The organism is Variovorax sp. dw_954, assembly GCF_018449755.1.
Classification (GTDB): Bacteria; Pseudomonadota; Gammaproteobacteria; order Burkholderiales; family Burkholderiaceae_C; genus Variovorax.
This window is the reverse complement of record NZ_JAAVVD010000022.1, coordinates 96,420-108,374: the sequence shown is the minus strand read 5'-3', so window position 1 is coordinate 108,374 and position 11,955 is coordinate 96,420. Positions and strand designations below refer to the sequence as shown.

The window sequence follows — 11,955 nt, the reverse complement described above, 5'->3', positions numbered from 1 at the left end:
GCGACCATGCAACGCAACTCGACACTCAAGGTCCTCGCGACCACGCTGGTCGCCTTCGCCGCAGTGGCGCCCGCCCACGCGCAGACCGACGCGCAGAAGCAGCTCGCCTCCGATCGCTTCACCATCGTCTCGCCGTTCCCGCCCGGCGGCCCTGTCGATACGCTGGCCCGCATCCTGTCCGACGGCCTCGCCAAGCGCCACGGCCAGCCGGTCGTGGTCGAAAACCTCGCCGGTGCTGCCGGCAACATCGGCATCGAGAAAGTCAAGCGCGCCAAGGCCGATGGCCACACGCTGCTCGTGGTGCCGGCCGGCAACCTCACGATCAACCCGACGCTGATGCCGAACTTCCCGTTCAACATCGAGAAGGACTTCGCGCCCATCACCATGCTGGCCAAGGCGCCGAACGTGCTGGTGGCATCGCCCGCGTCCGGCATCAAGAGCGCGAAGGAACTGGTGGCGCTGGCCAAGGCCAAGCCCGGCACCCTGTCGTACGCGTCGCCCGGCGTCGGCAGCGGCCTGCACCTCGCGGGCGAGCTGTTCAAGCAGCAGGCCGGCGTCGACTTGCTGCATGTGCCGTACAAGGGCACGGGCCCTGCGCTCAACGACGTGCTCGGCGGTGTCGTGCCGCTGATGTTCAGCAACCTGCCGGCCACGCTGCCCTTCATCAAGAGCGGCAAGCTGGTGGCGCTGGGCGTGACCGAGGCGAAACGCAGCCCGGTGGCGCCGGAGATCCCGACGCTCGCCGAGCAGGGCATCCAGGGCGTCAACGTGACGTCCTGGTATGGACTGCTCGCACCGGCAGGCACCCCGCCCGCCGTGGTCGAGCAACTCGCAAAGGACGCCGCCGACATCCTTGCCCAGCCCGACGTGGCCGAGCGCCTGAAGGCCCAGGGCATGACCGAAGCCACCATGAAGCCGGCCGAGTTCGCCAAGGCGATGCGCGAGGAAACGGCCGTATGGGCCGGGATCGTCAAGTCGCGAAACATCGTCGCCGAATAACCCCACACAGGAGACAAGACATGCAAGTCCATCGAATTCACACCCCCACGGAGCGAACCATGACTGACCGTTATCTCGATCCCCACCAGGCGCGCACCCGCGCCCCCACCACCTACGAAGACCTGCTGGGCGACGCGATCGAGCGTGCCTTTGCCGCAGGTGTGCACGACCTGCCCGGCCTGGTCGAGCGACTCAACGACAGCGGCCTCGCGAGCCCCAGCGGCAAGCAGTGGACCGAAGCCATCTACCGCGAAGAAATCGCCCTGCTCGGCGCCTGAGAGGAACTACACCATGACCACCCCCCACGACAACCCGGTCGACCAGCTGCTCGAGATCGGCCTGAAAGACCTCTGGTACCCCATCTGCCCGTCGGGCTTCATCAAGGAGTCGCCCGTCTCGCTGCGCCGGCTCGGCCGCAAGTTCGCCTTCTGGCGCGACCACAGCGGCAAGCTGCATGCGCTGGAAGACCGCTGCCCGCACCGCGGTGCGCCGCTGTCGCAGGGCGTGATCCTCGGCGACCGCCTCTCGTGCCCGTACCACGGCGTCGAAGTGCGCTGCGACGGCGTCGTCACGCGCGTGCCCGGCAGCCCCGGCTGCAAGCTCGAAGGTGCGCAGGCCACGCGCTTCTTCCACGTGGAAGAAAAGGCTGGCGCGGTGTGGCTCTACAACTCGAAGGAGTCGGTCGACACGCCGCCGCCGCTGGTGCTGCCCGAGCAGCTCACCGACGACGCCGAGTACTCCGGCTTCCTCTGCTATGCCGAGTGGAAGGGCGACTACCGCTATGTGCTCGACAACGTGATGGACCCGATGCACGGCACCTTCCTGCACAAGCAGTCGCACTCCATGGCCGAGGGCGATTCGACGGCCAAGTTCGGCATCCGCGCGACCGACACCGGCTTCGTGTTCGAGAAGGAAGGCCAGCGCAACGTCAACTTCGACTGGACCGAATGGGCCGACACCGGCACGCACTGGATGCGCCTGGAGATCCCGTATCCGAAGACCGGCGGGCCTGGCGGCAACTTCATCATCGTCGGCAGCTACACGCCGATCTCGCCGACGCTCTCGTGCGCCTTCCATTGGCGCGTGCGCAAGCTGCCCGCCGGCTGGCAGCGCGACACCTGGCGCTTCCTCTACAAGAACCGCCTCGAGGCGCGCCACTGGCACGTGCTCGAGCAGGACCGCGTGCTGATCGAGAACATGGAGCCCGATGCCAACCAGCACGAGCAGCTCTACCAGCACGACCTGGGCGTCGTGCGCCTGCGCCGCCACCTGCGCGGCCTGGCCACGCAACAGTTGCAAGCCGCCGAACCGGCCCTGGCCACGGCCTGACGCCACGCTCGCGAACCGTAGAGAGGTCTTCCGCCATGTCATCCCCCACGCTGAACGCACTGGTGCACACGATGCGCTACGAGGCAGACGGCATCGTCAGTGTCGAGTTCCGCCCGGCTGCGCCGGAGGTGGACTTCCCCGCCTTCGAGGCCGGCTCGCACATCGACCTGCACCTGCCCAACGGACTGGTACGCAGCTATTCGTTGTGCAACCCGTCGACCGACCGCCAGCGCTATGTCGTCGGCGTGCTCAACGACCGCAAGAGCCGCGGCGGCTCGCGCTACGTGCACCAGCAACTGCGCGTGGGCATGACGCTGCCGATCTCGGTGCCGCGCAACAACTTCAAGCTACAGGAGGACGCGGGGCGATCGGTGCTCGTGTCCGGCGGCATCGGCGTGACGCCGATCTGGTGCATGCTGCAGCGCCTGGTCGCGACCGGCCGCCCGGTGGAGCTCATCTACTGCGCGCGGGCCCGGAAAGAAGCGGCGTTCTGCGAATCGATCGCGGCGCTCGCGGCGGAGAAGTCCGTCAAGCTGACCTGGCACTTCGACGAGGAAAAGGGCGCGCCGCCCGACCTCGCCGCGCTGCTGGCCGACAAGGGCGCCGACAGCCACTTCTACTGCTGCGGCCCCACGCCGATGCTCGACAACTTCGAGAAGACCTGCGAGAAGCTCGGCTACGCCAACGCCCACATCGAACGCTTCGCCGCCGTGCACGTGGAGACGCCGAGCGCCACGCAAAGCTACGTGGTCGAGTGCGCGAAGAGCAAGAAGAGCGTCGAGGTGCCGCCGGGCAAGTCGATCCTCGACAGCCTGATCGACGCCGGCCTCAACCCCGACCACAGCTGCAAGGAAGGCGTGTGCGGCGCCTGCGAGACCAAGGTGCTGTCGGGCGAGGTCGACCACCACGACGGCATCCTCACCAAGGCCGAACGCGCGGCCAACAAGACCATGATGATCTGCGTGTCGCGATGCCAGCGCGGGCCATTGGTCCTCGACATCTGACGCCGGCGCGAACTCCCGAAGACTGAAAGAACCCATGAAGAGAATTTCTGTGGCTGCGGCCGCATGCCTTGTCACGTCCGTCGTTTGCGCGCAATCGAGCGTGACGCTGTTCGGCGTGGTCGATGCGGCTGTCACCTACACCACCGGATCGGGCCCGGCTTCCACGAGCAAGTGGCAGCTGACGAACAGTGCCAACTCGTTCAGCCGGCTGGGTTTTCGCGGCAACGAAGACCTCGGCGGCGGGCTGTCGGCAGGCTTCTGGCTGGAGGAAGGGCTGCAGAACGATACGGGCACCGGCTTCCCGGGCAACACCAACAACCAGCTGAACGGCACCGCCGGCCTGGGCACGCTGACCTTCAACCGCCGCTCGACGGTCAGCCTCACCAGCAGCAGCTGGGGCGAGCTGCGGTTGGGCCGCGACTACACGCCGACCTTCTGGAACACGGCGATCTTCGACCCCTTCGGCACCGGCAGCGGCATCGGTGCGAACCAGCTCTACTTCTCGGGCCTGGGCGGGTTGACGGCGCCCACTGGCACCCGCGCGTCGAACAGCGTCGGCTATTTCCTCCCGCCGAACCTCGGCGGCTTCTACGGCAGCGTGATGTACGCGATGGGCGAGAACATCTCGAACTCGACGCTGCCCCCCGCGACGCCCGGCGCCATCCCGGTGCCCAACCAGAACGACGGCAGGTACGGCGGCGTCCGGCTGGGCTACCAGTCCGGGCCTTTCCATGTGTCCATTGCCACGGGCCTCACGACCTACGCGACGGGCGACCTGCGCGTCTCGAACCTGGGCGCCTCCTGGACCTTCGAGCAACTGCTGGGCTTGCGCGTCATGGGCGAGTACTACGTCGAGTCGCTGGGTGCCGTCGACGGCAAGGGCGCGCTGGTCGGCTTCATCCTGCCGGTGGGCCCCGGCGAGATCAAGGCCTCGTATGCGCGCTACGTGCGGCAGCCGGTGGGCAACGTGCCGGACCCGACCTCATCCAAGCTCGCGCTCGGCTACGCCTACAACTTCTCGAAGCGCACCGCCGTCTACGCCACCGTGGCACGGCTGACCAACAGCGACGGCGCCAGCCAGGCTTTGGCCGGTGCCTCGACTTCGCCAAACCACGCGTCGACCGGCGGCGAAGCCGGGATGCGCGTCGCCTTCTAGTCTCCATTCAAAGGACCACGTCCATGCAAGCCAAGACATACCGCTGGTATGGCGTCATCACGCTGTTCGTGATCGTCGCCATTTCCTACATCGACCGGATCAACATCGCGGTGCTGATCACCGATCCAGGCTTCCTGGCGCACATCGGCATCGAGCGGGCGGACCGGGTGAGGCAGGGCCTGCTGGCCACCGCCTTCATGGCCGGCTACGGCGTGTCGGCCTTCGTGCTGACGCCGTTCTGCGCGGCGCTGTTCGGCGTGCGCAAGAGCCTGATGTATGGGCTCGTCCTCTGGGGCGTCGTCACCTTCATGACGCCATGGTTCGACGGCTACGGGCTGGTGCTGGCTTCGCGCATCCTGCTGGGCGTGTCCGAAGGCCCGCTGTTCTCGCTGGCTTCGTCGTACATCAAGGCCCACTTCGAAAGCCGCGAGAACGGCAAGCCGAATTCCTTGGTCAACATGGGCACCGGGCTCGGCCTGGCGATCGGCTATCCGTTCATCGGCTACCTGCTCGCGAGCTACCACTGGGAGACGTCCTTCTATGTGCTTGGCCTGATCAACATCGCGGTCGGCATTCCGCTCGTGCTGGCATTCCTGCACATGCCGGCGAGCTACGCGGCACTGAAGAAACCCGAATCGATTGGCGCGGCACTCACCCAGGTCGGCGAGATCGTGAAGGGCGCGTTGCACACCCGCTACCTCGTCCTCATCACCGTGCTGACGGCGGCGGCGCTGGCCTACCTCTGGGGCAGCAGCAACTGGCTGCCGACCTACCTGAAGGAGGCGCGCGGCTTCTCGCTCAAGGAGATGGGCTGGCTGGCCTCGCTGCCGCAATATGCGACGGTGCTCGCGGTGCTGCTCGGCGGGGTGGTCATCGACAGGATCGAGCGCCGGCACGTTCCGTTCATCTTCATGGCGGCGAGCGCGGGCGTGGCGCTGTCGGTGCTGCTCGCGATCAACGTGCACGACCCCTACACCGCAGCCTACAGCCTGATCGCGGCCAACTTCTGCTGGGGCCTGATGAGCCCGGCGATTCCCAGCACGGTGCAATACTGCGCGCGGCCCGAGCATGTGGCCAGCGCCTTCGGCGTCGTGAACGGCACCGGCAGCCTGGTGGCCGGGTTCATGCCGGCGCTCATGGGCGGCGTGATCAGCGCGATGTCCAGCGGCGCGGGCGCGACGGCGGGGTCCGGCTTCTTCGCGGGCTTCTCGTTGCTGATCGGCACGCAACTCGTGGTGTTCGTGTGCGGGTTGGTGCTCTGGCTGCGCGAGCGCAGCAACGCGGAACTTCCAGGCATGCGCGTCACGCCCGCCTGAGACACCCGGCACGTCCCCGTTGGTGCATGATTTGGCCCCGCTCACATCCACGGAGACTTTCAATGAAGAGCAAGCGCCCTGGCCAATCCGTCGTTCCGCAACCGCCGATGAAGCTCTTGCTGGGCAACATCGGCGAACTCGACTCCAAGGCGCCCATCCAGAGCATGATGCGACTGGCCCGGGAATACGGCGGCATCTACAAGCTCACCCTGGCGGGCAAGGACGTGCATGTCGTCAGCTCGCAGGCACTGGTGGATGAGCTCTGCGACGAGTCCCGCTTCGTGAAGCGCATCAGCGGGCCGCTCAAGCACATCCGCGACTTCGCCGGCGACGGCCTCTTCACCGCCTACAACAGCGAGCCCAACTGGGCCAAGGCGCATCGGTTGCTGATGCCGGCCTTCGGCCCGATCGGGGTGCGCTCGATGTTCGACCGCATGGTGGACATCGCCGACCAGATGTTCGTGAAGTGGGAGCGCTTCGGGCCGTCGGGCGTCATCGACGTGACGGACAACATGACCCGCCTCGCGCTCGACACCATCGCGCTGTGCGCGTTCGACGTGCGCTTCAACAGCTTCTACCAGAACGAGATGCATCCCTTCGTCGCGGCGATGGGCTCCGCGCTCGAAGAGGCGGGGCAGCGCGGCCGGCGGCCCGGCGTCGTCTCCGACCTGATGGTCGGCACGCGGCGCCGCTACGAGGCGGACCAGAAGCTGCTGGCCCGCATCGCCGGCCAACTCATCATCGAGCGGCGCGCCGACCCCAAGGGCCTGGAGAAGAAGGACCTGCTCAACGTCATGATGAACGGCGTCGATCCGGTCACGGGCGAGAAGCTGTCCGACGAGAACATCCGCTTCCAGCTGGTCACCTTCCTGATCGCCGGCCACGAGACCACCAGCGGGCTGCTGTCCTTCACCTGCCAGTTGCTGATGACCAACCCGCGCGTGATGCTGAAGGCGCAGGCCATCGTCGACGAGGTGCTCGGCGACAACCTGCCGCGCGTCGAGGACCTGGCGAAGCTGCGCTACATCGAGCAGATCCTCATGGAGTCGCTGCGCCTGTGGCCCACCGCGCCCGCGTTCTCGGTCAAGCCGATTCAGGACACCATGATCGGCGGCAAGTACCCGCTCAGCGCCCAGGACACGGCGCTGGTGCTGGCGCCGTCGCTGCACCGCGATCCGGCGGTCTGGGGCGACGACGCCGAGGAGTTCCGGCCCGAGCGCTTCGAGCCCAGCGAGGCCGAGAAGCTGCCGCCGAACGCCTGGAAGCCCTTTGGCAACGGCGTGCGCGCCTGCATCGGCAGGGCCTTCGCGATGCAGGAGGCGCAGATGGTCGTCTCGATGATGCTGCAGCGCTTCGACATCGTGCTCGACGACCCTTCGTACCAGCTCGTAGTCTCCGAGACGCTCACCATCAAGCCGCACAACCTGCTGATGCGTGCGCGCCGCCGCGGCACCGGTGGCTTCGCGGTGCGCAGCGCCATCCCGAGCGTCAAGCAGGCCCTGGTCAACGAGCAGGCCGAGGAAGTCCAGTTGCAGGACGACGCGCCGCGCCTGGTCGTGCTCTACGGCAGCAACACCGGATCCTGCGAGATGTTCGCGCGGCGCATTGCCACCGACGCGCCGCGCCAGGGCTATGCCGCCACCGTGGCCCCGATGGACGACTACGCGGACACGCTGGCCGCGGGCATGACCGTCATCGTCGTCTCCGCCTCCTACGAGGGCCAGGCGCCGGACAACGCGAAGCAGTTTCTCTCCTGGCTCGAGGCGCGCGGCGCGGGCGAGCTTGCCGGCCTGCGCTTCGCGGTGTTCGGCTGCGGAAACCGCCAGTGGGCGCGCACCTATCAAGCCATCCCCAAGCGCCTCGACGCAGCCTTTGCCGCGGCCGGCGGCAAGGAGCTGCGTCCGCGCGGCGAGACCGATGCGGGCGGCGACTTCTTCGGCGCCTTCGACAGCTGGTACGAGACCCTCTGGGCCGACGTCGGCAAGGCCCTGGGCCGCGCCGTCGCCGAGAAGGCCTCGACGCCCACCTTCGACGTGGAGGTGCTTACGTCCGGACGCGAGCGCGCGCTGCAACTGCACGAACTCGAGCAGGGCGTGATCGTCGAGAACCGCGAACTGGTGAACATCGCCCATGCGGGCGCGCGCTCCAAGCGCCACCTGCAGATCGCGCTGCCCGAGGGCATGCGCTACAAGGCCGGCGACTACCTGTCCGTGCTGCCGCGCAACCCCGAGGCCATCGTCGCGCGCGCGCTCAAGCGCTTCGGCCTGGCCAGCGACACGCAGATCGTCATCCACCGGCAGGCAGGCGCAGCCGCGTCGCTGCCGGGCGACTACCCGGTGGCTGCTTACGAAGTGCTGTCGGGTTACGTGGAGCTGGCCCAGCCGGTCACCCGCGCGCAGGTTGCACAGCTTGCGGAAGCCACGCCGTGCCCGCCGGAGCGCAAGGAGCTGGAGCGGCTCGCGGCCGAGGATGTCTATGAAACAGAGGTGCTGGAAAAGCGCGTGAGCCTGCTGGAACTGCTGGAACGCGCCCAGTCCTGCGACATCGGCTTTGCGCGCTTCCTGGGCATGCTGCCGACGCTGCGGCCGCGCCAGTATTCGATCTCCTCGTCGCCGCTGGCCAACGAGGCGGAGGCCAGCCTGACCATCGCCGTGCTGGACGTGCCGGCGATGTCGGGGCATGGCCGCTTCGAAGGCGTCGCTTCTTCATACCTTGCGCGGCTGCAGGCGGGCGACCGGCTCTCGGTGGCGGTGCGGCCATCGCAGTCGGGCTTCCATCCGCCGACGGACCCGCGCACCCCCGTCGTGATGGTCTGCGCCGGCACCGGCGTCGCGCCATTCCGTGGTTTCCTGCAGGAGCGCGCTGCGCAGAAGGCCGCCGGCCGCGAGGTGGGCCGGGCGCTGCTGTTCTTCGGCGTCGACGACCCGGATGTCGACTATCTCTACCGCGACCAGTTCGCCAAGTGGGAGGGTGCGGGCGTGGTGGAGATGCGGCCGGCGTTCTCCGCCAAGCCCGAAGGCGAGGTGATGTTCGTGCAGCACCGCGTGTGGCAAGACCGCATCGAGATCGGCAACCTGTTCACCGAGGGCGCGCAGTTCTACGTCTGCGGCGACGGCAAGCGCATGGCGCCGGCGGTGCGGGAGACCTTCCTGAAGATGTACCAGCGCGCGACCAAGTGCGACGACGCCACGGCCAACGCCTGGGCCGATCGCATGGAGCACGAGCATGGGCGGTATGTGTCGGATGTGTTTGCGTAAAGAAAGGCCCATCCCCGAAGCGCCTGCGGCGCTACCCCCTCGAGGGGGCGATACCAGCGGCCCGGCAAAGCCGGTTCCGCGGTATCCCTGGCATTCGACGGCGCCTGCAAGCCTGGTTGAAGACTGACTTGATTTCCTCCCAGTACGTCGGCCGTATCACGCTCAGGCGGGACAAGGTCGATTCGTTCGACCGCTATCCGTTCTCGCTGCCGGCCATACGCTCGCTGGAGCAGATCGACCTGCATCCGCGGATGACGTACTTCATCGGTGAGAACGGTTCCGGGAAGTCGACGCTGCTGGAGGCGATCGCGGTCTCGCTGGGCTTCAATGCCGAAGGCGGCACGCGCAACTTCAACTTCGGCACGCGCCGGTCGCATTCGGTGCTGCATGAATACCTGCGGCTCGCCAAGGGGATTCGTCGGCCGCGGGACGGCTACTTCCTGCGCGCGGAGAGCTTTTTCAACGTGGCCACGGAGATCGAGAGGCTCGACGAAGACCCCATGGCCGGTCCGCCCATCGTCGATTCCTATGGAGGCCGTTCATTGCACGAACAGTCGCATGGCGAATCCTTCCTGGCGCTCATGACGCAACGATTTGGCGGCCAGGGCCTGTACATCCTCGACGAGCCCGAAGCAGCGTTGTCGCCGCAAAGGCAACTGGCCGTGCTGTCCCGCATGCATGACCTGGTCCTGGACAACTCCCAGTTCATCATCGCCACCCACTCGCCGATCCTGATGGCCTATCCGGACGCGTGCATCTACCAATGCAGCAATGAAGGGATATCAAGGATCGCGTACGAAGACGCGGAGCACTTCCAGGTGACGCGCGACTTCCTGTCCAACCCGCAGCGCATGTTGCAGGTCTTGATGGAGCGTTGAGCCGGGGTCGACGCCGCCTTCTAGTCCTTATGCCATCACGGGCACACCGATCGTGGAAAGTTCCGCGCCGCGGGCTGGGTCGAGCCCGTTCGCGGCGGGTACATTGCTGGGCTCACCCCCCATCAAGGCGCAGGAAGGAAAGTCGGCAGTGTCAATCGCGGTATCGCTCGTCCCTGGAGCCTCGAAGTGACGGCCAACCGTTACCGAGGCTACGCATTTGCCGGATGCGTCATGCTCGGCGTTCTCGCCGCACGGTTGATGCCGCAGGAATGGCTCCCCTGGGCCTTCCTGCTGGGCGTGCTCGTCGCACTGTTGCTCGGCGCGCTGGCGGTGGTTCGCGAGAGAACCAGGCCGGCCACCCTGGCCCGGCCCACCTTGCTCTGGTGGTGGTTCCTGCTGGTGTCCGCATGCTTCATCGGCCTGGGCGTCGGCATGCTCTGGCTGGCCTCCACGTAGCGGTTGCGCAACGCGGGAGCCTTCCCGAAGGGAGGCTTGTCACGGTTTTCCGGATACTTTCACATGACAATTTCAGATCCTTCATGACAAGGTGACCCATGGACAACCCCTACGCAGCGCCACGCGCAGATCTGGACCTCGCGCCGGACTTCGAGAACAACTCGGGCGGCGGCAGCCAGATCGTGGTGCCGGAAGGCGTCAAGGGCTGGAGTTGGGGCGCATTCCTGCTCAACTGGATCTGGGCGATCTCCAACAAGACGTGGATCGGCCTGCTGGCGCTGGTGCCGTACGTCGGTTTCATCATGGGCTTCTATCTCGGCTTCAAGGGCCGGGAGATGGCGTGGCGAAACAAGCGCTGGGACAGCCTCGAACATTTCAATCGCGTGCAGAAGCGCTGGTCCTTCTGGGGCGTGGTGCTGGTCCTTGGCGCCGCGGGCATCGGCATCCTGGCGGCGATCGCGCTGCCGGCGTACCAGGACTACGTTCATCGCGCCGGCGGCTGATACGACATCGCCTGCAAACGCATCGCTGCGTTGGATTGCGATTGCGTGCGACGGACGCAGTTGCTAGACGTTCATTAACGTAAACCTTAATGAGTTCTGGCAAATGACTTTGCGAGCATCGGACATTGTCCCCATCAGCGAGGCCCGGGCCCGTCTCACCGAGTTGGCCGAAGACGTGGTGGGCGGAGGCTCGGAGAAGGTGCTGACCAAGAACGGGGCGAGCTACGTCGCCCTGATCGATGCGCGCCGACTGGACTACTACCACGCTCTCGAAGCGGAGCACGCCAGTCTCGTATTGGCCGAAGATGCCGTCGCTGGATTGCGACAGGCGCTGGCCGGGGAGTTCGTTCCCGACGCGGAACTGGACCAGGCGCTCGGTATTCGCCCCGCCCCGTGAGCATTCCCGTCAACGCAAGGGTTCGGGCGGTCCCGAACTTCGTGGAATGCCTGCGCGTCGCCAAGGACTTCATGGAGCAGCAGGATGTCGATTCGGCGTCGGCGCGTTTTCGCAAGTTGCAAGCGGGGATCGTGAAGGCGCGCAGCCTGATTTCATTCGCCCCCAACAGTGGGCGGCCGGCCCGATTCCTCGACGCCCGATCGGGCTGGGGGCAGTTTCAAGCCGGGCAGGCAAGGCAACTTGCCCGCGAACTGGGCATGCCAAGTCTGCGCGAATTGGTGCTGGATCGCCACGTGATGCTCTATGCCCACTCCGATCAGGATGTCGTGCTGCTTTCGTTGCGGCACGAGCGGTAGTTGGGCTATCGGTTGCCTGGGCCTTCTTCCTGAGGCTGTGTTCGCCCATGAGGGATCAATTGAGGCGAAACCGTTTCTATTCAGGCTAACAATATTTGGATTGTTGTGACCCTATGGGCTAGCGTTGACGACAGACAGCCTGTTGAGCGAAGCAGGCGGTCATCGCTTTTCCTGGAGCCATGGCGCCAACCTCGTGGCTGACGGAGAGGTCCGTCACGCCTACCTGAACGCCTTGCGAACGGCCGATGCGGGCGACCTCACCCGCCTGATGGCCTTTGTCCGTAGCGGATGACGCGCCTGCACG

13 protein-coding genes are annotated in these 11,955 nt (G+C 66.4%); all 13 read left to right on the top strand.

What is annotated here, in order from left to right; all coding sequences use genetic code 11:
- Positions 1-6 precede the first annotated feature (6 nt).
- The 13 genes from HB681_RS27990 (at position 7) to HB681_RS27930 (ending at position 11,943) form a co-directional block, all read left to right on the top strand.
- A complete protein-coding gene (locus HB681_RS27990; RefSeq protein WP_213958147.1) occupies positions 7-999 on the top strand; it encodes a tripartite tricarboxylate transporter substrate binding protein in 993 nt (330 codons plus the stop codon).
- 59 nt (positions 1,000-1,058) lie between these two features.
- Positions 1,059-1,277, top strand: coding sequence for a recombinase-like helix-turn-helix domain-containing protein (locus tag HB681_RS27985; protein ID WP_213958146.1), 219 nt, complete (start codon positions 1,059-1,061; stop codon positions 1,275-1,277).
- 13 nt (positions 1,278-1,290) lie between these two features.
- Entirely contained in the window at positions 1,291-2,328 is a 1,038-nt protein-coding gene (locus tag HB681_RS27980; RefSeq protein WP_213958145.1) for an aromatic ring-hydroxylating dioxygenase subunit alpha, read from the top strand.
- A 35-nt stretch (positions 2,329-2,363) separates the two neighbouring features.
- Positions 2,364-3,332, top strand: coding sequence for a PDR/VanB family oxidoreductase (locus HB681_RS27975; RefSeq protein ID WP_213958144.1), 969 nt, complete (start codon positions 2,364-2,366; stop codon positions 3,330-3,332).
- A 34-nt stretch (positions 3,333-3,366) separates the two neighbouring features.
- Positions 3,367-4,488 (top strand): porin, encoded by a 1,122-nt coding sequence (locus HB681_RS27970; RefSeq protein WP_213958143.1) that lies wholly within the window; start codon positions 3,367-3,369, stop codon positions 4,486-4,488.
- Between the two features lie 23 nt (positions 4,489-4,511).
- Positions 4,512-5,804, top strand: coding sequence for an MFS transporter (locus tag HB681_RS27965; RefSeq protein ID WP_213958142.1), 1,293 nt, complete (start codon positions 4,512-4,514; stop codon positions 5,802-5,804).
- 62 nt (positions 5,805-5,866) lie between these two features.
- A complete protein-coding gene (locus tag HB681_RS27960; protein WP_213958141.1) occupies positions 5,867-9,061 on the top strand; it encodes a cytochrome P450 in 3,195 nt (1,064 codons plus the stop codon).
- A 128-nt stretch (positions 9,062-9,189) separates the two neighbouring features.
- The gene (locus HB681_RS27955) at positions 9,190-9,939 is read left to right on the top strand and encodes an AAA family ATPase (protein WP_213958140.1); all 750 of its coding nucleotides are present in this window, start codon (positions 9,190-9,192) and stop codon (positions 9,937-9,939) included.
- Positions 9,940-10,170: 231 nt separating this feature from the next.
- Positions 10,171-10,395, top strand: coding sequence for a hypothetical protein (locus HB681_RS27950; protein ID WP_213958139.1), 225 nt, complete (start codon positions 10,171-10,173; stop codon positions 10,393-10,395).
- A 98-nt stretch (positions 10,396-10,493) separates the two neighbouring features.
- Complete coding sequence (locus tag HB681_RS27945; RefSeq protein ID WP_213958138.1) at positions 10,494-10,898, top strand: hypothetical protein; 405 nt, start codon at positions 10,494-10,496, stop codon at positions 10,896-10,898.
- Positions 10,899-11,001: 103 nt separating this feature from the next.
- Entirely contained in the window at positions 11,002-11,295 is a 294-nt protein-coding gene (locus HB681_RS27940) for a type II toxin-antitoxin system Phd/YefM family antitoxin (protein ID WP_213958137.1), read from the top strand.
- Positions 11,292-11,651, top strand: a complete 360-nt coding sequence (locus HB681_RS27935; RefSeq protein ID WP_213958136.1) for a hypothetical protein — start codon at positions 11,292-11,294, stop codon at positions 11,649-11,651. Before HB681_RS27940 ends, HB681_RS27935 begins: the two co-directional genes overlap by 4 nt.
- 142 nt (positions 11,652-11,793) lie before the next feature.
- On the top strand, positions 11,794-11,943 hold the full coding sequence (locus HB681_RS27930) for a hypothetical protein (RefSeq protein ID WP_213958135.1): 150 nt from the start codon (positions 11,794-11,796) through the stop codon (positions 11,941-11,943).
- Positions 11,944-11,955: the final 12 nt, after the last annotated feature.